Consider the following 21,203-nt stretch of genomic DNA (forward strand, 5'->3'; position numbering starts at 1 on the left):
ACTACGTCCGCGGGAGGGTGCGCGGATCGGACGTGTCGTAACGTTCGCGGCCCGGGAGAATGAGGGGATGAGCGCCCCGACGACCGACCACGACCCGGCCGCCGTCGCGGACCGGTTCGCCCGCTTCGCACGCGACGAGGCGCCGGGCCGCTCGGACGTCTATCTCGCGTGGGCCGAGGGCGTCGCGGTCGATCCCGGGATGTGCGAGATCCTCGCCCGCATCCCCGCCACGCGCCGGCAGCCGCCGCTCGTGTTCGCCGTCACGCGGATGCTGGGCGCCCCGCTGGACGGCGGCTACGACGCCTGGGCGGCGTTCGTGCGCGCGCACGCCGCCACGGTGGTCGCCGAGTGCGCGGCGCGCACGCTCCAGACGAACGAGCCGCTGCGCTGCGCCGCGCTCCTTCCCGCCCTCGCGCGCCTGCAGGGCCCGATCGCGCTGCTCGAGCTCGGCGCCTCGGGCGGGCTGTGCCTGTACCCGGATCGCTACGCGTACCGCTTCCGTGCGGGCGACGACGTCGTCGCGGTGGATCCGGGCGGGGGAGCGGCCGTCGTGCTCGAGGCCGAGCTGCGCGGAGCCGTGCCGGACCTCCGCCTGCCGGACGTCGTGTGGCGCGCGGGCATCGACCTGCAGCCGCTGGACGCCGGCGACCCCGCCGACCGGGCCTGGCTCGAGGGGCTCGTGTGGCCCGAGGAGACGGCCAGGGCCCGGCGGATCGCCGCCGCGATCGACGTCGCCGCCGCCGACCCGCCGCGCCTCGTCGCGGGGGATGCCGCGGATCTCGGGCTCGTGCGCCGCCTCGCGGCCGAGGCGCCGCGCGATGCCGCGCTCGTGATCACGACCCCCGGTGTGCTGCCGTACGTGCCGCGCGGCCGGCGCGACGCGCTGATCGCGGCGCTGCGGGCACCGGGCGGCATCCGCCCCGAGCCCGTGCACTGGATCACGCTCGACCAGCCCGCGCTGCACGACGCCTGGACCCCGCCCATCGACACCGGGACGTGGGGCCCGGGATTCGCGCTCGCGCTCGACGGCGAGGTGCTCGCGGCCGCCGACCCTCTGGGCGCCTGGATCGACTGGCGCGCCTGACCGGCGCGCGCCGCAGCGCCGCCTACCGTGGGGACGTGCCCCTCTCCGACCGCGACCGCGCCATCCTCGCCTTCGAGGCCGAGTGGCGCCGCCACGGCGGCGCGAAGGAGGAGGCCATCCGGTCCCAGCTCGAGATGGCGCCGGCGCGCTACTACCAGCTGCTGGGCCGGCTGATCGACTCGGCCGACGCGCTCGCCGAGGACCCGCTGCTCGTGGGCCGGCTGCGCCGCCTGCGCGACGCGCGCCGCGCGGACCGCTCCCGCATCGCCGGCTGACCGGAGCCGCGCCTGAGGCGTCGCCCCAGGGTCGTCCGGGTAGCATCGGGGTCGTGCCGACCACCTACCCCCGGGACCGCTTCGACGACGTCCCGCGCCAGTCCGCCAGGGTCGGCGCCCATCGTGCCGAGCAGCCCCGCGCACCCCGCCGCGTCGTGCTGCTGTGGGCCGCGCTCGCGACGGTCCTGCTCACGATCGCGGGCATCCTCGCGTTCCTCGTCCTGTCGCAGCGCGTCGACATCGTGCCGGGACAGCAGTCCCCGGTGCCGCAGTCCACGGTGTCGCCGATCGTCGACCCCACCTACACGGTGCTCGTGCTCAACGGCACGGGCTCGCAGGGCGTGGCCGAGGAGGTCGCCGCCGAACTTGTGGCGGCCGGATGGTCGGACGACATGGTCCTGCCGAGCGAGTCGTCCGCGACGGACTTCCCCGCCACGACCGTGTACTACGCGTCTCCCGAGGAGGAGGCCGTCGCGCTGGGCATCGCGCAGGCCATCGGCGGCGCGCGCGTCGCGCTGAGCGACCAGTACCAGAGCCCGCCGGATCCCGCGCTCAAGGAGATCACGGTGGTCGCCGGTCTCGACCGTGTTTCGGCCGGGTAAACAGTTCGATTCGGGCGTGTTCATTCTCGCCCTCTCGGCGTTCTGGCGCGGAACGGCGCGGATACCATTCCCGATATCCGCCCCCAGCACCAGGAGAGTTTTCGCATGACCCAGGGCACCGTGAAGTGGTTCAACGCCGAGAAGGGCTACGGGTTCATCACCGTGGCAGACGGCAGCCAGGACGTCTTCGTCCACTACTCGAACATCGAGATGAGCGGCTTCCGCGTCCTGGAGGAGGGGCAGTCCGTCGAGTTCACCGTCGGCTCGGGCCAGAAGGGCCCGCAGGCGGAGGCCGTCCGCCCCGTCTGACCCGGCGTCCACGCAGAGCGCCCCGCGGCCCGGACCGCGGGGCGCTCTCGCGCGTCCGGGCGTCGCCCGCCCACGGGCGCGCCCGCCGGACGCGGCTTGCACTCGATGGGGGAGAGTGCCAGAATCGTCCTAGCACTCGTGCAAGAGGAGTGCTAAAGACCACACGCCTACGTCCGGGAGGGACGACACCAACATGGCAAAGATGATCGCTTTCGACGAGGAGGCCCGTCGTGGCCTCGAGCGCGGCCTCAACACGCTGGCCGACGCCGTCAAGGTGACGCTCGGCCCGCGCGGTCGCAACGTCGTGCTCGAGAAGAAGTGGGGCGCCCCCACCATCACGAACGACGGCGTCTCGATCGCCAAGGAGATCGAGCTCGACGACCCGTACGAGAAGATCGGCGCCGAGCTGGTCAAGGAGGTCGCCAAGAAGACCGACGACGTCGCGGGTGACGGCACCACGACCGCCACGGTCCTCGCCCAGGCGCTGGTCCGCGAGGGCCTCCGCAACGTCGCCGCCGGCGCCGACCCCATCAGCCTGAAGCGCGGCATCGAGAAGGCCGTCAAGGCGCTCTCGGACGAGCTGCTCGCGCAGGCCAAGGAGGTCGAGTCGAAGGAGCAGATCGCCGCGACCGCGTCGATCTCGGCCGCCGACCCCGCGATCGGCGAGCTCATCGCCGAGGCCATCGACAAGGTGGGCAAGGAGGGCGTCGTCACGGTCGAGGAGTCGAACACGTTCGGCACCGAGCTCGAGCTCACCGAGGGCATGCGCTTCGACAAGGGCTACCTGAACCCCTACTTCGTCACGGACCCGGAGCGCCAGGAGGCGGTCTTCGAGGACCCGTACATCCTGATCGCGAACCAGAAGATCTCGAACATCAAGGACCTTCTGCCGGTCGTCGACAAGGTCATCCAGGCGGGCAAGGAGCTCGTCATCATCGCCGAGGACGTCGAGGGCGAGGCCCTCGCGACGCTCGTGCTGAACAAGATCCGCGGCATCTTCAAGTCGGTGGCCGTCAAGGCCCCCGGCTTCGGCGACCGCCGCAAGGCCCAGCTGCAGGACATCGCGATCCTCACGGGCGGCCAGGTCATCACCGAGGAGGTCGGCCTCAAGCTCGAGAACACCGACCTCGAGCTGCTCGGCCGCGCCCGCAAGGTCATCGTCACCAAGGACGAGACCACGATCGTCGAGGGCGCCGGCGACGCGTCGCAGATCGAGGGCCGCGTGACCCAGATCCGTCGCGAGATCGAGAACACCGACAGCGACTACGACCGCGAGAAGCTGCAGGAGCGCCTCGCCAAGCTCGCCGGCGGCGTCGCCGTCATCAAGGCGGGCGCGGCCACCGAGGTCGAGCTCAAGGAGCGCAAGCACCGCATCGAGGACGCCGTGCGCAACGCGAAGGCCGCCGTCGAGGAGGGCATCGTCGCCGGTGGTGGCGTGGCCCTCATCCAGGCCGGCAAGACCGCGTTCGACGGCCTGGACCTCGTCGGCGACGAGGCGACCGGCGCGAACATCGTCAAGGTCGCGATCGAGGCTCCGCTGAAGCAGATCGCCCTCAACGCCGGCCTCGAGCCGGGCGTCGTGGCCAACAAGGTCGCCGACCTCCCGGTCGGCCACGGTCTGAACGCCGCCACGGGCGAGTACGGCGACCTGTTCGCGCAGGGCATCATCGACCCCGCCAAGGTGACGCGCTCGGCGCTGCAGAACGCCGCGTCGATCGCCGGCCTCTTCCTCACCACCGAGGCCGTCGTCGCCGACAAGCCCGAGAAGGCGGCCGCTCCGGCGGGCGCCGAGGGTGCGGGCATGGACTTCTGATCCACGCCTGATCTCCTCTCGGACGGCCCCTTCCCCTCGCGGGGGAGGGGCCGTCCCGCGTCTCCGGGGCGTGGATGACACAGGGCGTAACACCCGCTTGGAGCACGGTAGGGTGCGTCGCCATACTTGCGTGACCCGATCCGAACACCCGAAGGATTCCCATGACCGTCATCGACACCGAGGTCTCGCCCGTCGCCGACCTCGAGACGCCCCTGAAGTTCGCCTACTGGGTGCCGAACGTCTCCGGCGGCCTCGTCGTCTCCACCATCGAGCAGCGCACCAGCTGGGACTTCGACTACAACAAGAAGCTCGCCCGCATCGCCGAGGACGCCGGCTTCGAGTACGCGCTGTCGCAGACGCGCTACGCCGCGAGCTACGGCGCCGACAAGCAGCACGAGGCCACGTCGTTCACGCTGGGCCTGCTGGGCGCGACCGAGCGACTCAAGATCATCGCCGCCGTCCACCCGGGCATGTGGCACCCCGGGGTGCTCGCCAAGTGGCTCATCACGGCCGACCACATCTCGAACGGCCGCGCCGCCGTCAACATCGTGTCGGGGTGGCTCAAGGACGAGTTCGTGAAGTTCGGCCTGCCCTGGCTCGAGCACGACGAGCGCTACGTGCGCACCGAGGAGTTCATCTCGATCCTGCGCGGCCTGCTGACCGAGGACGGCTACTCGTTCGACGGCAAGCACTACCAGATCTCGGACTTCACGCTCTCGCCGAAGCCGCTCGACGTGCCCGGCCGCGCGCACCCCGAGATCTTCTTCGGCGGCAACTCGACCGCGGCGCAGGCCGCGGCCGGCCGCACCGCGGACTGGTACTTCTCGAACGGCCGCTCGCTGGAGGGCTTCCAGGAGAACATCGCGGGCGTCGTCGCGGCCGCCGAGTCGGGCGGGCGCACCGCGCCGCAGAAGCCGCGCTTCGGCATCAACGGCTTCGTGATCGCGCGCGACACCGAGAACGAGGCGGTCGAGACCCTGCGCGAGATCATCGCGAAGGCCCACCGCCCCGCCGTCGAGGGCTTCGCCGCGGCGGTCAAGGAGGCCGGCCAGTCGACCAAGGACGGCAAGGGCATGTGGGAGGACTCGACCTTCGAGGACCTCGTGCAGTACAACGACGGCTTCCGCACCGGCCTGATCGGCACCCCGGAGCAGATCGCCGAGCGCATCATCGCGTTCAAGAAGATCGGCGTGAACCTGGTCCTGACCGCCTACCTGCACTTCCAGGAGGAGGTCGAGGCCTTCGGCCGCGACGTCCTGCCGATCGTCCGCGAGCTCGAGGCCGACCTGGCACGCGCCAACGGCACCGAGCTGAACACCGAGCTGCTGCCGCAGGTCGCCGCGCCCGCGGCCGTCTGACCCGGCGCACGAACGGCACCCGGAGGGGGTGGGGCATCGCGCCCCACCCCCTCCGCGCGTCAGCGGAACATGCCGGCCGCCGTGCGCTCGGTGTCGGCGTACTGCGCCCCGGCCGCGCCGAGCAGCCGGCCGATGCCGTCGAGCGTGTCCTCGACCGCGCGCTGGGTCGCCTTCCACTGATCGAGCGTGCCCTGGAACGCGACCGCCGCCGAGCCCGTCCAGGCCGATTGCAGGCCCAGCAGCTGGGCGCTGAGCGCGGCCGTCTCGGCCCGCAGGCGCTCGGCGGTCGCGAGGGCCTGCCCGTTCGCGGTGAGGATCGCGTCGCTGTCGACACTGAACACGGCCATGAGGTGCTCCCTGGGTCATCGGATGGGTGACACCCACGCTAGGGACGCGTGGCGCGGCCCGTCGGCCCGTGCCCGGCGGCCTCGAACAGCCCGCCGCGTCGGCGAGGCTGGGGACGAACGGCCGCTCAGCCCGAGGGCGTCTCGGCGCCGCGGATGCGCGGCATCGGCCGGGTCGCGGCCAGCGCGAGCTCCTCGTCGGTGCGCGGCGCGAGCGGGAAGGCCACGCGGAACGTCGCGCCGCCGCCCGGGGTGTCGCGCACCTCGACGGAGCCGTGCAGCGCCTCGACGATCGAGGCGACGATGGCCAGGCCCAGGCCGCTGCCGCCGGTCTCCCGCGCGCGCGACGTGTCGGCCCGCCAGAACCGCTCGAAGATCTGCTCGCGGATCGCCTCCGGAACGCCCTCGCCGTGGTCGACCACGGCGATCCAGCCCATGCCCGCGCCCACGTCGACCCCGACCTCGATCTCGATCGGGGAGCCCTCCGGGCTGAAGCGGCGCGCGTTGCCGAGCAGGTTCGCGATCACCTGGCGCACGCGGTGCTCCTCACCGAGCACGATCGGCGGAACGGCCACGGGCCGCAGGGCCTGCGGCACCGAGAAGTCGAGCCGCGGCACGGCGGTCTCGGTCTCGCCGGTGTCGGCCGCCGGCTCGCCCGCGGCGCGCGGGCGCCGGCGCAGCAGGGCCGTGAGGGCGTTCGCGGCGACCGGGCGCGCGCGGCGACGCGGGGCCTCGTCCGCGCCGCCGCCCGCCTCGGCCGGCAGCTCCTCGTCCGGCCGCGAGATCGTGATGGGGCCGGTCAGCGCCTCGATCGTGGTGTCGATCACGGTCACCGTGCGCGACGGCTCGGCCGCGCGCACGTCGAGCGCGGCGTCGCGTGCCAGCGGGCGCAGGTCGAGCGGCTGGATGTCGAGCTCGCGCTTCTCGTCCAGGCGCGCGAGGGCGAGGAGGTCCTCGACGAGGACGCCCATCCGGATGGCCTCCTTCTCGATCCGCTCCATCGCGCGGGCCGTGTCCTCGTCGCCCTGGATGGCGCCCATCCGGTACAGCTCGGCGTAGCCGCGCACGCTGACCAGCGGCGTGCGCAGCTCGTGGCTCGCGTCGCCCACGAAGCGTCGCATCTGCCGGACGGTCGCGTCGCGCTCGGCGATCGCGTCGTCGATCCGGTCCAGCATGGTGTTGATCGCGGCCTTGAGCCGGCCGATCTCGGTGCTGGGCTCGATGTCGGTCAGGCGCTGGCTGAAGTCGCCCGCCGCGATCGACATCGCGGTGGCCTCGACCTGCCCGAACCGGCGGAACGTGAGCGTCACGGCCCAGCGGGTCAGCAGCGCCCCGCCGATGATCGTGACGAGCGCGACCAGGAAGAAGATCCCGAAGTAGGTGCCGACGACCTTCTCGACCTCGTCGAGCGGCAGGGCGACCAGCTGCGTGTAGATGTTGTTGCTGCCGGGGAACTGCACGACCGCGAACGCCGCGTGGTAGCCGGGGCCCTCGCCCGTCGTGTTGTCGAGCAGGATGATGCTGCCCTGGTGCGAGTACGCGTAGTCCGTGCCGAACGTGGCGGGGAAGTCGGGGCGGCTCTGCCGCGGATCCTGCCCGCCCGCGCTGGCCATCAGGTCGCCGTCGGGGCCGTAGATCGCGACGTAGTACTCGGTGCGCGGCGCGCCCGCCTTGGCCGTGAACGTCGGGCCGGCGTCGCCGCTCGACGAGATGTTGAACAGCTGCTCTCCGACCGCGCCCGCCGCGAGCTGCGTGAGCGACGAGTCGACGTTGCTCAGCATCGCGTTGCGCAGGATGGGCACGGTGCCGACGCCCGCCGCCATCAGGCCGAGCGCGAGCACCGTCACCGTGACGCCCGTGACCTTGGCCCGCAGGCTGATGCGGCGCCACCATCGCGTCAGCGCATCGGTCTTGTCAGCCAGGGCGTCGCCTCTTTCGAACGGGGGCGCCGCCGCGGGGATGCGGCGGCGCGGGCGGGGATCAGCCCGCCTTGTCGACCTTCAGCATGTAGCCGAAGCCGCGCTTGGTCTGGATGAGCGACTCCGACGCGTGCGGGTCGATCTTGCGGCGCAGGTAGGAGATGTAGGACTCGACGATGCCCGCGTCGCCGTTGAAGTCGTACTCCCACACGTGGTCGAGGATCTGCGCCTTCGACAGCACCCGGTTCGGGTTGAGCATCAGGTAGCGCAGCAGCTTGAACTCGGTGGGGCTGAGGTCGATCGCGGTGTCGCCGACGTACACGTCGTGCGTGTCCTGATCCATGGTCAGCTCGCCGGCGCGGATGACCTGCTCCTCCTCGTCGTTCTGCATCGTGCGGCGCAGGATCGCCTGGATCCGCGCCACGATCTCGTCGAGGCTGAACGGCTTGGTGACGTAATCGTCGCCGCCGACGTTGAGGCCCTTGATCTTGTCCTCCGTCTCGTCCTTGGCGGTGAGGAACAGGATCGGGGCGGTGTAGCCCGCGTCGCGCAGGCGCTTGGTGACGCTGAACCCGTTCATGTCGGGCAGCATCACGTCGAGCACGATCAGGTCGGGCTCCTCCTCGAGGACGGCCGAGATCGTCTGTGCGCCGTTCGCGACGGTCTTCACCTGGAAGCCCGCGAACCGCAGGCTCTGCGAGAGCAGGTCTCGGATGTTGGGCTCGTCGTCGACGACCAGGATGCGCGGTGCGGTCATGCGCCCATTATGTCGGTGCTGCTCATGATCCGGCTGGATATCGCGCCGGATCGGCCGAAAGCGAACAGCGGCCCGCTGTCCGGGGTCACGCTTCGGTGAGGCGACTTCAAGCGGCGAGGCCCTGGGGCGCCCCGCCTCACTCATGCACCCAGACCTCGGTGCCGATCTGGGCGAAGCGGTACACGTGCTCGGCGGCCGCGACGGTCATGTTGACGCAGCCGTGGCTCATCCGAGCGCCCGCGCCGAAGTTGCCGTGCCAGTACGTGCCATGGAAGCCCTGGTCGCCGTTGAAGTACGACACCCACGGCACGTTCGGCTGGCAGTAGGCGAACCGGCCGCCCGGGATGTGGTTCCCCCGTGCGTCGCAGGAGCCCATGTGCTGTCCCGCGAGCTGCGACGTCACGGTGAAGCGGCCCGTCTGCGTCTCGGTCTGGACGCCGTCGCGCACGCCGCCCGTGCCGATCGCCACGGGATAGGACGCGACGAGCGCGCCGTTCTCGTAGAGGTGGGTCCTCCCGCCGCTCTTGTCCACCTCGATGGTGCGCAGCAGCGTCTGCGCCCCGTGCGGGATCGCCCGGCCCTGCAGCTCGAAGGTCAGGTCGCCCTTCTCCACCGAGGCGGCGACCTTCTCGGCGAGCCCCGCGGTGGAGGCCAGGCCGTAGCCGTCCTGTCCCGCCTGGATGGCGCGCAGGTGCCGGCCGGCCGAGTCCGTCACCACGAGCGAGTCCGCCGGCGCGCGGTTCAGCTTCTGCGGCAGCCCCGCCACGACCTCGCCGATGGCCGGGACGTCGGCCCAGATCGTGAATCCTCCCGCGGCCGGATCCGGGGCGATGTCGATCCACGACGCGACGGTCGCCAGGCCGATCGGGAGCGAGCCGGCCCCGTCCAGGTGGAAGCCCGCCTCGTCGGCCTGTCCGTTGAGCCGCGACGCGAGCTCCTCGGCGGCGCCGGTCTCGATGGCCGGCTCCTGCTCGGTCGGCCGCGGCTCCGCGGCGAGGGCGCCGCCCGCGGTCAGCGCGTCGCGCAGGTCGGTCTCGAGCGCGGCCAGGTCGACGCCCCGTCCGGGACGGGCGGGATCCGCGGCGAACCTCCCGGCCTCCTCGTCGAAGACCACCCGGGCGTCGACCGGGTCGGCGAACAGGTCGGGGAGGTGCTGGCGCAGCGTAGCGGCCGCCGTGGCGGCGTCGAGCGCGAGCCCCGTCGGGAGCGGCCCGGGGTCCCACGCCGTCACGTTCCAGAGGGGATGCGCCCCCAGCGCCCGCGCGGCGAGCGCCTCCGCGTCGACCGAGACGCCCAGGCCCGCGGAGGTCAGCGCAGCGCCCGCGACGTGCACCTCGGCGCCCGACACGCGGTCGCGGATGGCGTCGGCGGCCGCGTCGACGGTCATCCAGCCGATGTCCGCGCCGGCCACGGTGACGCCCGGCGCGATCAGCTGGGTGGAGGCGACGGCCGCCGCCGCGCCGGCCAGGAGCAGGGGGAGCCCGAGCCACAGCGCGACGCGGGCGCCGCGCGCGCGGGGTCGCGACGGCGGCGCGGGCTCGACGGCGGCGTCGGGGAGGACGATCGGCTCGGTGACGGTGCTCACACCAGGTATTGCCCGGTGGAGCCCGTTCCCTTCACGCGGATGCGGTCAGGCGGCCTCGAGGCGCTCGGCATCCAGGATCGTGTAGCTGTAGCCCTGCTCGGCGAGGAACCGCTGACGGTTCTGCGCGAAGTCCTGGTCCACGGTGTCACGGGCGATCAGCGTGTAGAAGCTGGCCGTGTGGTTCGACTGCTTGGGCCGCAGCAGGCGGCCCAGGCGCTGGGCCTCCTCCTGGCGCGAGCCGAACGAGCCCGACACCTGGATCGCGACCGAGGCCTCCGGCAGGTCGACGGAGAAGTTCGCGACCTTCGACACCACGAGCAGGTTGATCGTTCCCTCGCGGAAGGCCTGGAACAGCTTCTCGCGCTCGTCGACCGGCGTCGAGCCGGTGATCTTCGGGGCGTCGAGCGCCTCGGACAGCTCGTCCAGCTGCTCGAGGTACTGCCCGATCACGAGGATCTGCTCGTCGGGGTGCTTGGCGATCAGGCTCTTGACGACGTCGATCTTGGCCGGCGCCGTGGCCGCGAGGCGGTAGCGGTCCTCGTCGGCGCTCGCCGCGTACTCGAGGCGCTCGCCCGGCGGCAGGTCGACCCGCACCTCGTAGCAGGCGGCGGGGGAGATGAAGCCCTGGGCCTCGATCTCCTTCCACGGGGCGTCGAAGCGCTTGGGCCCGATCAGGCTGAACACGTCGCCCTCGCGGCCGTCCTCGCGCACGAGCGTCGCGGTCAGGCCGAGACGCCGGCGCGCCTGCAGGTCGGCCGTCAGCTTGAACACGGGCGCGGGCAGCAGGTGCACCTCGTCGTACACGATCAGGCCCCAGTCCAGCGCGTCGAGCAGCGCGAGGTGCGGGTACTCGCCCCTCCGGCGCGCCGTCAGGATCTGATACGTCGCGATCGTGACGGGCTTGATCTCCTTGGTCTGGCCGGAGTACTCGCCGATCTCCTCGGGCGTGAGCGACGTGCGCTTGAGCAGCTCGTCGCGCCACTGGCGCGCCGAAACCGTGTTGGTGACGAGGATGAGCGTGGTCGTGCGGGTCGCGGCCATCGCGCCCGCGCCGACCAGCGTCTTGCCGGCGCCGCACGGCAGCACCACGACGCCCGACCCGCCCTCGCTGAACTTCTCGACCGCCTCGGCCTGGTAGGGCCGCAGCGCCCAGCCGTCCTCGTCCAGGTCGATGGGGTGCGGAGTGCCCGGCGTGTAGCCGGCGAGATCCTCCGCGGGCCAGCCGATCTTCAGCAGCTCCTGCTTGATGTGACCCCGTGCCCAGGCGTCGACCACGTAGGTCTCGGGGCTCGGCTGCGCGATCAGCAGCGGCTGGATGCGCTTGTTGCGCGACACCTCGGCGAGCACGGCGCGGTCCGTGGAGGTGAGCAGCAGCTCGCCCTCGTCGCCCCGGCGGATCGACAGGCGGCCGTACCGCTCGACGGTCTCGCGGATGTCGACCGACACCGACGGCGGCACCGGGAACCGCGACCACCGGTCGAGGGTCTGCAGCATGTCGTCGGCGGTGTGGCCCGCGGCGCGCGCGTTCCACAGGCCCAGCCGGGTGATCCGGTAGGTGTGGATGTGCTCGGGCGCGCGCTCGAGCTCGGCGAAGATCGCGAGCTCGTGACGCGCGGTCTCCGCGTCGGGATGCGCGACCTCCAGCAGCACGGTGCGGTCGCTCTGGACGATCAGGGGGCCATCAGCCATAGCGGACCAGTCTACCGGCGTGCCGGATGGCGGGGCCCGGTCAGCGGGGACGGACCGCGATGATGCTCTTGATCGGGAGCGTGCGCTCCACGTCGGCGCCGCGGTCGCGGCCGCGCAGGCGCCCGCCGCCGAGGCCGGTCGCCTCGAGCGTGAACGTGCGGCTCGAGCCGTCGGGCAGGGCCACGTCGACTTCGAGCACGGCCTTCGTGCGCACGGCCGTCTCGAGCTCGCGCTCGAGCCACGCGGCATCGGCGTCGGCGCCGTGGGCTCCGCGCAGGCGCTCGATCAGCGCCGCGTACCGCTTCGCGGAGCCGTCGTCGGCCGCGCGCGGGGCGACGCGGCGGCGGTCGAGCGCCTGCGCCTCGCCCTGCTCGTCGAGGGCGACGACGGGGTACCGGGCGTCGGCGAGCGCCCAGTACACGGCATCCCGGGCCGCGCGGGTGCGGAGCATCCGGCCGTCCTGGACCAGCCCGAGCGCCCGCAGCGACTGGTCGACCGCGATCGTCTCGAGCAGCGCGTGGTCCCGGCTCGACACGATCGTCTGGTCCGTCGACGGATCCAGCGTCACGCGCACGAGGCCGTGGCGCTCGGCGGTCCGCTGCACGAGGTACTCGAGTGGCTGCGGCACGCCCGTGAGCGACAGCTGCGACAGGAACGCCAGGATGCCCTCGGCGGTCTCGCCGGCCGACAGCGCGCCCGCGATCGTCGCCTCCGTGAAGCGGTAGGTCGAGGCCTGCGCGTGCGACTCGCGCGCCGCGATGCCCTGGAGCCGCACATCGAGCGTGGGGGCCAGCGGGCCGGGCGAGATGGCGGTGAGGTCGTTCTGCAGGAACACCTGGTCCACCTCGTGCGGCAGCAGCTCGATGAGCGCGGCGACGTCCGGCGCGCGCCCCTCGCGCAGCGGCGCGGCCCAGGGCGGCTCGGCGTCCCACGGGGCCCGGGCCCCCTCGGTCACGAGGCCCGCGAGCCGCATCAGCCCGCGCCATCTCGCCGCGCGCGGCGGCCACGACTCGTCGAGCGGGTAGGCGTCGTCCCACAGCGCGGGGTCGATCCATCCGCCCTCTGCGGTGCGGACGCCCTCGGGGAGCGCGTCGCGCAGCGACGTCACCAGGCGGCTCCAGCGCTCGCCGGTGGACTCGCGCACCCATGCGGCCCCCGCCGGGCTGACGAGCCACTGCCGGTCCGCGACCGACAGCAGGCCGCCAGCCTCGCCGAGCGCGACCAGCTCGTCGGCGTCATCCGGATCACGCACGATCTCGTCCTGCGCCATCCGGCGGCGGTCGGCGGCGCCGACGGCCCCCGTCCCGACGCGGGAGAGCGGGGCGCGCAGGGTGAGGAGCACGAGGTCGGCGAGCGCCGAGGTCGTGGTGAACGCGCGCTCCGCCGCATGCGCCGTGGCGAGCTCGTCCGCCGGGGCCGGCGCGCCGGCCGGCGTGCGCGTCGGAGCGACGTCGCCGAGCGCCGCGCGCACCTCGGCGTACGGCGCGCCCTGCGCGTCCGTCAGGCCCAGGCGCTCGGGACCCGCCCCGGCCGCGAGGTCGGCGAGCACGTCGCGCGGCAGCGCCGACACGGCGCGGGCGACGGCGTCGGGGGCGAGCAGCGCCTCCGCGGCGTCGAAGAAGTCATGCCATCCGACGGAGGCCGGGATCCGGCGCCGGCGGAGCAGCGCCGAGATCTCCTCGTCGGAGGCCTCGGCCAGCCGTTCGGCCAGGGCGCGGGAATCAGCGGTGTTCACGGCGCTCAGACGTCACGGGGAGGCGGTGGTCAGGCCCGACCGTTCGCCTTGCCCCTCCGCACGAAGCTCATGATGAGGAGCACGAGGATCAGGGCGAACGCGATCGGCAGTCCGAACAGCGGGATGGCGGCGACCACCGGCCAGATCCCCGTGGCGTAGTCCGCGTGCTGCATCCCGGCGGCCGTCGAGATCATGATCGCGAAGAAGCACAGGACCGACAGCACCGCGATGCCGAGCGCCATGAACGCGAGGACGCGGTCGATACGGCGCACGTGGAGATCGTCGGGGCGGTTCGTGCTCATCCTCCTCAGACTAGCCGCACGCGCGGGCGCGATAGGCTGGAGGGGCGGGATCGGACGGTCTCGCGTTTCGTCTTTCCCCAGCGCATCGAGGTTGTGTCATGCCCACCGGCAAGGTCAGGTTCTACGACGAGGAGAAGGGCTTCGGCTTCATCAGCTCGGAGGACGGCCAGGACGTGTTCCTGCACGCCAGCGCGCTGCCCGCCGGCACGACCCTGAAGCCGGGTGCGCGCCTGGAGTTCGGCATCGCCGACGGCCGCAAGGGCCCGCAGGCGCTGTCGGTGCGCGTGCTCGAGGCGCCGCCCAGCCTGGCGAAGGCCAAGCGCAAGCCGGCCGACGACATGGCGGTCATCGTCGAGGACCTCGTGAAGCTGCTCGACGGCGTGGGCGAGGACCTCCGCCGCGGGCACTACCCGTCGTCCGGTCACGCCCGCAAGGTCGCCGCCGTGCTGCGCAAGGTCGCGGACGAGCTCGATGTCTGACGCCCCCGCGGACGGCGCGGAGGGCGCCGAGCTGCCCGAGCCGGTGGAGGCCGGGACGGAGCTCGAGGTGCCCGCGTCGGCCGTCGCCGAGGCCGAGGTGGCGGACGCGGAGCCCGTGGCCGAGCCCGAGGAGCTGCCCGAGCCGGACCGTCGCCTGCTCGAGGCGCACGACCTTGCCCTGGCCGCCCTGCACGAGATCACGCCGCCGTCGACCGTGGGCGCGCCCGCGGGTCACACGGTCGAGCGCGACGGGGTCGTCTCCCTGCGATTCGAGAACACGCTGCTCGGCTATCCGGGCTGGTTCTGGACTGTGTCCCTCGCGGTCGTCGAGGGATCCGAGCCCACCGTGCTGGAGGCCGAGCTGCTGCCCGGCGACGACGCGCTGCTCGCCCCCGAGTGGGTGCCGTGGGCCGTGCGCCTCAAGGAGTACCAGGCCGCCCAGGCCGCCGCAGCGGCCGAGGCGGCGGCGGCCGCCGAGGGCGAGGACGGCGAGGACGGCGACGACTTCGAGGACGAGGGCGAGGAGGACCTCGACGAGGACGGCTCGCCGATCCTGCACGCCGGCGACGTCGACGGCGTCGACATCGACACGCTCGACCCGGACGAGGAAGCGCCGGACGACGACGAGGACGAGTCGGACGAGGACGACGACGAGGACTTCGACGAGCAGGACGACGAGGACGACGACTCGGAGGAGTGACCCTCCGGCCCGCCCTCCGGTCGTTGAGCGGAGGCGCGCCAGCGCCGGCCCGCCCTCCGGTCGTTGAGCGGAGGCGCGCCACTCGTCCACAGGATGCACCCGCGACGACTTGTCCACAGATTCGGTTTAGATACCTGATCGGCCCTTTCCGGGCGTCGGAATGTCGGTGGCCCCTGGAAGAATCGGGGCATGACGACGCGGCCGCATTCGACCGGGTGGACTCCCACCCTGGGTGAGCTTGCGCGCACGTCGGAGCTGGTCGAGGGGTTCTTGGAGGACCAGGCGGTGATCGCGAGGGCGCAGGCGCGCCAGGCCAAGCGGCTCGCCGAGGCCCGTGCGATCGCCGAGGCGCAGATGCGCCGTGCCGGCATCGGGTCGGAGTTCGAGCACCCGGTCCGATCGATGGCTGCCGAGTTCGGAGTGGCCGCCAGGATCTCGGACCGCACGATCCGGGCCCGGATGGAGTGGTCGGTGGACCTCGTCGACGGGTTCCCGGCGACGTTCGCCCTGTTCGAGGAGGGCCGGATCAGCGAGGGCCATGTCCGCGCGATCGTCGACGCCGGGTCACGGCTGGAGGATGACGACGCCCGGGGGGAGTTCGAGCGGATCATCCTGCCCCGCGCGGTGAAGACGACCCCCGGTCAGCTGGGCTCGGTCGCGCGGAAGCTCGCGGACGACATCGAGCCGCTGCCGTTGGAGGAGCGGCACGAGGAGGCGATGGCCGAGCGCGGCACCTCGGTGGCTCCCATGCCGGATGGAATGGCGGCGTTCACGCTCATCGGCCCGGCGGGGACGGTGTACGCGATGCACGACCGGGCGACTCAGATGGCGCGCACGATCTACCGCACCAAGGCCGAGGGCGACGTCCGGACGTTGGATCAGATCCGGGCGGACGTGTTCGCCGAGATCGCCCTCGCCGGCCTCCCCACCGCGGAGCTGATCGACCAGCACGGTGGGGATGCCCTGACCAAGATCAAGGCCACCGTGCAGGTCACTGTCCCGTGGCGGTCACTCACCGGCGTCGGTGACGAGTCGGCGTTCCTCGCGGGCTACGGACCCATCCCCGCGGAAGCCGCCCGCCGCCTGGCCGGGGAGGCCGCGACGTGGATCCGCCTGTTCCAGAACCCGGACACCGGGTGTCTCAAGACCGTCGACACCTACACGCCGACCAAGGCACAGCGCCGGTTCCTCATCGCACGGGACGAGCACTGCCGCTTCCCCGGCTGCCGGCAACCCGCGATCCGCTGCGAGGACGACCACACCATCCCGTACTCCCACGGTGGCCCGACGGACGTCCGCAACCTCGCCAACCTGTGCCGCGCCCACCACGTGTTGAAACACAACTCCGCGTGGAGATTCCGTCACGGGCCAGGCGGCGTGCTCGAGGTCATCAGCCCCACCGGCCGGGTCTTGAAACACAAACCCACACCGGTGGTCCGGTTCGAGGCGTCCTCGGAGATCGCGCGCGCCGACTTCGGCGCCGGCCCGCCGCCGTTCTAGGACGCCGGAGCGTCAGCGGGCGGTGTTCTCGATGACGAAGTCGATGCTGCGGATGAGCTGACGGACGTCCTCGGGGTCGATCGAGACGAACGTCGCCACACGCAGCTGGTTGCGCCCGAGCTTGCGGTAGGGCTCGGTGTCGACGATGCCGTTGGCGCGCAGCGTCTTGGCGATCGCGGCGGCGTCGATCGACTCGTCGAAGTCGATGGTGGCGACCACGGGGGAGCGGTGCTCGGGGTCCGCGACGAACGGCGTCGCGACCTCCGACGCCTCGGCCCACGCGTAGAGCGCGCCCGACGACTCGGCGGTGCGGGCCGCGGCCCACTCGAGACCGCCGTTGTCGAGGATCCAGCCGAGCTGGCTGTCCAGCAGGTGAAGCGTCGCGAGGGCCGGGGTGTTGAGCGTCTGCTGCAGGCGCGAGTTCGCGACGGCCTGCGACAGGCTCAGGAACTCGGGGATGTACCGGTCCGAGGCCGCGATGCGCTCGATGCGCTCGATCGCCGCCGGCGACATGGCGGCGAACCACAGGCCGCCGTCCGACCCGAGGTTCTTCTGCGGCGCGAAGTAGTAGACGTCGGTCTCGGTCATTTCGAAGTCGATGCCGCCGGCGGCGCTCGTCGCGTCGATCACGGTGAGCGCGCCCTCGTCGCCCTGCACGCGGGCGATCGGCGCGGCGACGCCGGTCGAGGTCTCGTTGTGCGGCCACGCGTAGACGTCGACGTCGGCCACGGCCTCGGCCGCGACGCGCGAGCCGGCGGGGGCCTCGCGCACATCGGGCGCCTCGAGCCACGGGGCCTTGGCCGCCTTGGCGAACTTGGACCCGAACTCGCCGAACGTGAGGTTCTGGCTGCGGCGCTCGATCAGGCCGAAGGCGGCCGCGTCCCAGAACGCGGTCGAGCCGCCGTTGCCCAGCACGATCTCGTAGCCCTCCGGCAGGCGGAACAGCGTCGAGAGCCGCTCGCGGACGCTCCCGACGAGGTTCTTGACCGGCGCCTGCCGGTGCGACGTCCCCAGCAGCGACGAGCCGATCGCCGCGAGGGCCTGCACCTGCTCGGGGCGCACCTTCGAGGGGCCGCATCCGAAGCGTCCGTCGGCGGGAAGGAGGTCGGCGGGGATCGTGAGCGTCATGGCCCGACTTTATCGCTCCGCGCGGGCCGCCGGTGCCAGGTGACGGCTGGTTAGGATGGCCTGAGTATCGCGACACCGCTGCCAGCTGACGGGGCTCCCATGACCGACCTGATCGACACCACCGAGATGTATCTCCGCACGATCCTCGAGCTCGAGGAGGAGAACATCGTGCCGCTGCGGGCGCGCATCTCGGAGCGACTGGGTCACTCGGGCCCCACGGTCTCGCAGACCGTCGGCCGGATGGAGCGCGACGGCCTGGTCGTCGTGGGCGAGGACCGCCGCCTCGAGCTGACCGACGCCGGGCGGCAGAAGGCCGTGGACGTGATGCGCAAGCACCGCCTCGCGGAGCGCCTGCTGTCCGACGTGATCGGACTGGACTGGGCGTACGTCCACGAGGAGGCCTGCCGCTGGGAGCACGTCATGAGCGAGCAGGTGGAGCGCCGCCTGGTCGAGCTGCTCGGCCACCCCACGGAGTCGCCGTACGGCAACCCCATCCCCGGCCTGGATCAGCTCGGCGGCCCCGCCGCGCACACGTTCGAGGAAGGCGTGGTCGGCCTCGTCAAGCGCCTCGACGCGGAGGGCGGCCCCATCCGCGGCACGGTGCGCCGCCTGGCGGAGCCGGCGCAGGTCGATCCCGACCTGCTGCAGCAGCTGCGCGAGGCCGGCGTGGTCCCCGGGGCCGAGGGCCAGTACCGGTACAGCGAGGGCTACGTGCTCGTCCACATGGGCGACCGCGAGGAGGGCCTCGAGCTCCCGGTCGAGGTGGCCTCGCACATCTTCCTCGTGGACGACCGCGTCTCCGCATGATTCCGGGGGCGCCAAGCCGCTTCGCCCCACTCTCCGGGGATCCACAGGGTCGGATGCCGATCCGAGCGTGACAATTCCGTTACTTTCCCGTATGGTCGGGGGATACCCAAGGCACCCTCCTTGGGTTGCTCCGTGGGAAATCGCCTCAACGGCTCGTCGTTTCCACGGATCGCACACTGCGTGCCCCGACAAACCAGTGCTGACGAGCCGGCGGACCCGAACCGCAAGGTGATGGAGGAACAGATTTGTCCGAGACCCGTTCGTCTGCCGTCGTGCCCGTGGCCGACTCCGACGCCCCCACCTCTCTCGTCCCGTCCCGTCCCGCAAGCGCCCGCTCCGTGCGATCGACCATCCGTCGCGCCGAGCGTGAGGCGCGTCGCGCCGGCAAGCCCCGCGTCCGTCCCCTGCAGGCCATCGGCACCGTCGCCGCGGTCGGCGCCCTGATCGCCGGCGTGGCCTTCCCGGCCTACGCGGCGATCCAGTCCGACACCGAGGCCGTCACCATCCACGACGTCGCCGCCGGCGAGGCCCAGTCGCTCGTCGTCGCCTCCGAGGTCGAGTCGCCCGAGCTGACCGGCTCGAGCTACGCCGCCACGACCCCCGAGGAGATCGCCAAGGCCGAGGCCGAGCGCGCCGCGGCCGAGCGGGCCAAGGAGCAGGCGGAGGCCGCCAAGGCCGCCGCTGCCGCCGCCGCGAAGGCCCAGTCCTCGAGCGCCTCGGTCGCCTCGGCCCCGTCGGTCGCCAGCGCGGCCGCCCCGGTCTTCAACGGCAGCTTCGGCTCGCCCCTGCCCGGCGGCTCGTACTACATCAGCCGCTCGGTGGGCGGCGCCCATCAGGGCACCGACATGGTGAGCCCCGCCGGCACCCCGATCTACGCGGTCGCCTCCGGCAGCGTCGTGACGGCCGGCTACTCGGGCGCCTACGGCAACCTGGTCACGTTCGTCGGAAACGTCAACGGCTCGTCCGTGGAGGTCCGCAACGCCCACATGAGCTCGATCGCCGTGAGCCCCGGCCAGACGGTCTCGGCCGGCCAGATCATCGGCTACGTCGGCACCACCGGCCGCTCGACCGCCAACCACCTCCACATCGAGGTGCGCATCAACGGCGGCCTGGTCGACCCGGTCAACGTCCTCCCCATCTGACCGGACCCCCGCGTCCTCGAGAGCCCCGGCATCCGCCGGGGCTCTCGTCGTCTGCGCGACACGCAGGAATTCACCGTGCGTTCGGCGCACGGCTCACCCGCGTGGGCTACCCTGATCCCGTCGCCGAGAGGGACGAAGGGAGAAGCCGATGGAGCGAATACCTCGCATCCGCACCATGGATGCGCTCGGGCGTTACGTCCTTCGGCATCGTGTGCACACGGGCCGCGGTCACACCGCGGTGGAGAAGGCGCTGTCTGCGTGACAGCGCCTTTTTTCGTCTCTGCACATCCCTGAGCCCCGCGACGCGGCAGATGTTCGAGAGCCCGGAAGCCGTCCGGGACCCATCGAGAGGATGCAGATGCGCACGCTGGTGCTGAACGCGGGCTACGAGCCCCTCGCCGTGGTGTCGTTCAAGCGGGCCCTGGTGCTCGTGATGAACGAGAAGGCGACCGTCATCGAACACGACCCGGAGGAGCCCGTCTGGGGCACCCGCGCCTCGTACGACCGCCCCGCGGTGATCGTGCTCACCCGCTACGTGCGGGTGCCGGTCTCGCGGCGCATCCCGGTCACGCGCCGGGGCGTGCTGCGCCGCGACGCGTACCGGTGCGCGTACTGCGCGAAGCCGGCGTCGACCATCGACCACATCCTGCCCCGCTCGCGCGGCGGCGCCGACTCATGGGAGAACCTGGCGGCCTGCTGCCTGCGCTGCAACAACATCAAGAGCGATCGCACGCCGCAGGAGATGGGGTGGGAGCTGCGCATCACGCCGAGGCCGCCGCACGGCACGGCGTGGAGCGTGCGCGGCGCCGAGCGCGCGGACCCGCGTTGGGAGCCCTACCTCGCCCTCGCGGCCTGAGATCTCGGGATCGAGCCGCCTGATGACGCGGCCGTTCTCCTGTCGTTTCCCGGTGGCCGGTAGACTCTGCGGCCGCGCACGGCGCGCGATCCTCGGGACCTGAGAGGGAGGGGCCGATCGTGGCGAAGAAGACCAAGACCGAGAAGGCGGCGGAGTCGGCGGTCGCGGCCGCCGCCGACGCCGCGAAGGGCGCGAAGAAGCTCAGCAGGACGCTGCCGAGGAAGGACGCGAACAAGCTGCGCTCGCTCGCCGAGGAGGCCGCCGCCGCGGCCGACGTCTCGAAGAAGAAGCTCGCGCGCAAGCCGCGCAAGGTCGAGAAGGCGGCGACGGCCGCCCTGGCCGCGCTCGTGAAGGCGACCGGCAAGGTCGAGGCGAGGCTCGCCGCGCGCAGGGCCGCCGAGAAGGCTGCGGAGAAGAAGGCGGCGGCGAAGCTCGTCGAGAAGGCCCGCAGGCGCGCGGAGGCGCGCGAGGCGCGACCGGTGCATGAGGAGCCGCCCGCGGTCGAGGTCTCGTCGGCCGCGGCCGCCGAGGCCGCCGAGGCCGCCGAGGCCACCGCGGCCCCCGAGGTGCCCGAGGCGCCGGTGGAGGAGGCGCCGCCGGCCGACGTCGAGGACCTCGCCACGATCGGCGCCCCCGCCCCGGCGGTGGCGAACGAGCCCGCGCCGCGGAGGCGGGCGCCGAAGGCGGCCGTGGCGCCGTTCGACGCGTCCGACCTCTCGTCGCTCACGGTCGCCGAGCTGCGCGCGAAGGCGCGCGCGGAGCAGCGCACCGGGTACTCGCGCCTGACGAAGGCGCAGCTCGTCGAGCTGCTCTCCTGAC

The 21,203-nt window shown here is 72.5% G+C and carries 21 protein-coding genes; 13 read left to right on the forward strand and 8 right to left on the reverse strand.

Features of this window, described 5'->3' with window-relative positions; translation table 11 throughout:
• The first annotated feature begins 67 nt into the window (after window positions 1-67).
• From B5M43_RS08515 to sfnG, 6 genes are all read left to right on the forward strand, one after another.
• Window positions 68-1,084, forward strand: a complete 1,017-nt coding sequence (locus B5M43_RS08515; protein ID WP_134745849.1) for a DUF2332 domain-containing protein — start codon at window positions 68-70, stop codon at window positions 1,082-1,084.
• Window positions 1,085-1,119: 35 nt separating this feature from the next.
• Complete coding sequence (locus B5M43_RS08520; RefSeq protein WP_055988973.1) at window positions 1,120-1,359, forward strand: DUF3263 domain-containing protein; 240 nt, start codon at window positions 1,120-1,122, stop codon at window positions 1,357-1,359.
• A gap of 53 nt (window positions 1,360-1,412) precedes the next feature.
• Complete coding sequence (locus B5M43_RS08525; RefSeq protein ID WP_230667834.1) at window positions 1,413-1,961, forward strand: LytR C-terminal domain-containing protein; 549 nt, start codon at window positions 1,413-1,415, stop codon at window positions 1,959-1,961.
• A gap of 105 nt (window positions 1,962-2,066) precedes the next feature.
• Window positions 2,067-2,270: a cold-shock protein gene (locus B5M43_RS08530; RefSeq protein ID WP_055988977.1), complete on the forward strand. Its 204-nt coding sequence runs from the start codon at window positions 2,067-2,069 to the stop codon at window positions 2,268-2,270.
• Window positions 2,271-2,463: 193 nt separating this feature from the next.
• Window positions 2,464-4,083: a chaperonin GroEL gene (gene groL, locus B5M43_RS08535; RefSeq protein WP_055988979.1), complete on the forward strand. Its 1,620-nt coding sequence runs from the start codon at window positions 2,464-2,466 to the stop codon at window positions 4,081-4,083.
• Between the two features lie 161 nt (window positions 4,084-4,244).
• The gene (sfnG, locus tag B5M43_RS08540; protein ID WP_055988980.1) at window positions 4,245-5,441 is read left to right on the forward strand and encodes a dimethylsulfone monooxygenase SfnG; all 1,197 of its coding nucleotides are present in this window, start codon (window positions 4,245-4,247) and stop codon (window positions 5,439-5,441) included.
• Between the two features lie 59 nt (window positions 5,442-5,500).
• On the opposite strand, the gene B5M43_RS08545 is transcribed toward sfnG, so the two are convergent.
• The 7 genes from B5M43_RS08545 to B5M43_RS08575 all read right to left on the reverse strand — a co-directional run bounded on the left by B5M43_RS08545 (window position 5,501) and on the right by B5M43_RS08575 (window position 13,772).
• Entirely contained in the window at window positions 5,501-5,788 is a 288-nt protein-coding gene (locus tag B5M43_RS08545) for a WXG100 family type VII secretion target (protein ID WP_134745850.1), read from the reverse strand.
• 125 nt (window positions 5,789-5,913) lie between these two features.
• Complete coding sequence (locus tag B5M43_RS08550) at window positions 5,914-7,608, reverse strand: cell wall metabolism sensor histidine kinase WalK (protein ID WP_134745871.1); 1,695 nt, start codon at window positions 7,606-7,608, stop codon at window positions 5,914-5,916.
• A gap of 157 nt (window positions 7,609-7,765) precedes the next feature.
• A complete protein-coding gene (locus tag B5M43_RS08555; RefSeq protein WP_055988984.1) occupies window positions 7,766-8,461 on the reverse strand; it encodes a response regulator transcription factor in 696 nt (231 codons plus the stop codon).
• A 136-nt stretch (window positions 8,462-8,597) separates the two neighbouring features.
• Window positions 8,598-10,046, reverse strand: a complete 1,449-nt coding sequence (locus B5M43_RS08560) for a L,D-transpeptidase (protein WP_134745851.1) — start codon at window positions 10,044-10,046, stop codon at window positions 8,598-8,600.
• Window positions 10,047-10,091: 45 nt separating this feature from the next.
• A complete protein-coding gene (locus B5M43_RS08565; protein WP_134745852.1) occupies window positions 10,092-11,735 on the reverse strand; it encodes a DNA repair helicase XPB in 1,644 nt (547 codons plus the stop codon).
• 40 nt (window positions 11,736-11,775) lie between these two features.
• Window positions 11,776-13,470, reverse strand: coding sequence for a helicase-associated domain-containing protein (locus tag B5M43_RS08570; protein ID WP_134745853.1), 1,695 nt, complete (start codon window positions 13,468-13,470; stop codon window positions 11,776-11,778).
• A 29-nt stretch (window positions 13,471-13,499) separates the two neighbouring features.
• Window positions 13,500-13,772: a multidrug ABC transporter ATPase gene (locus B5M43_RS08575; RefSeq protein ID WP_134745854.1), complete on the reverse strand. Its 273-nt coding sequence runs from the start codon at window positions 13,770-13,772 to the stop codon at window positions 13,500-13,502.
• Window positions 13,773-13,870: 98 nt separating this feature from the next.
• Between B5M43_RS08575 and B5M43_RS08580 the strand changes: the two genes are divergently transcribed.
• The 3 genes from B5M43_RS08580 (at window position 13,871) to B5M43_RS08590 (ending at window position 16,451) form a co-directional block, all read left to right on the forward strand.
• Complete coding sequence (locus tag B5M43_RS08580; RefSeq protein WP_055988995.1) at window positions 13,871-14,251, forward strand: cold-shock protein; 381 nt, start codon at window positions 13,871-13,873, stop codon at window positions 14,249-14,251.
• On the forward strand, window positions 14,244-14,951 hold the full coding sequence (locus tag B5M43_RS08585) for a DUF3027 domain-containing protein (RefSeq protein ID WP_134745855.1): 708 nt from the start codon (window positions 14,244-14,246) through the stop codon (window positions 14,949-14,951). Before B5M43_RS08580 ends, B5M43_RS08585 begins: the two co-directional genes overlap by 8 nt.
• Window positions 14,952-15,140: 189 nt before the next feature.
• Window positions 15,141-16,451: an HNH endonuclease signature motif containing protein gene (locus B5M43_RS08590; protein WP_134745856.1), complete on the forward strand. Its 1,311-nt coding sequence runs from the start codon at window positions 15,141-15,143 to the stop codon at window positions 16,449-16,451.
• A 12-nt stretch (window positions 16,452-16,463) separates the two neighbouring features.
• Here the strand turns inward: B5M43_RS08590 and serC are convergent, their stop codons facing one another.
• On the reverse strand, window positions 16,464-17,579 hold the full coding sequence (gene serC / locus B5M43_RS08595) for a phosphoserine transaminase (RefSeq protein WP_134745857.1): 1,116 nt from the start codon (window positions 17,577-17,579) through the stop codon (window positions 16,464-16,466).
• 99 nt (window positions 17,580-17,678) lie between these two features.
• On the opposite strand from serC, the gene B5M43_RS08600 reads away from it, so the two are divergent.
• The 4 genes from B5M43_RS08600 (at window position 17,679) to B5M43_RS08615 (ending at window position 21,202) form a co-directional block, all read left to right on the forward strand.
• Complete coding sequence (locus tag B5M43_RS08600; protein ID WP_055989002.1) at window positions 17,679-18,386, forward strand: metal-dependent transcriptional regulator; 708 nt, start codon at window positions 17,679-17,681, stop codon at window positions 18,384-18,386.
• A gap of 338 nt (window positions 18,387-18,724) precedes the next feature.
• Entirely contained in the window at window positions 18,725-19,528 is an 804-nt protein-coding gene (locus B5M43_RS15130) for a M23 family metallopeptidase (RefSeq protein WP_308068193.1), read from the forward strand.
• Window positions 19,529-19,886: 358 nt separating this feature from the next.
• Window positions 19,887-20,384, forward strand: coding sequence for an HNH endonuclease (locus tag B5M43_RS08610; protein ID WP_134745858.1), 498 nt, complete (start codon window positions 19,887-19,889; stop codon window positions 20,382-20,384).
• A gap of 119 nt (window positions 20,385-20,503) precedes the next feature.
• A complete protein-coding gene (locus B5M43_RS08615) occupies window positions 20,504-21,202 on the forward strand; it encodes a hypothetical protein (protein ID WP_134745859.1) in 699 nt (232 codons plus the stop codon).
• Window position 21,203 lies beyond the last annotated feature (1 nt).

It is taken from the genome of Microbacterium sp. MEC084, from assembly GCF_004514465.2.
In the GTDB taxonomy this organism is placed as follows: domain Bacteria; phylum Actinomycetota; class Actinomycetes; order Actinomycetales; family Microbacteriaceae; genus Microbacterium.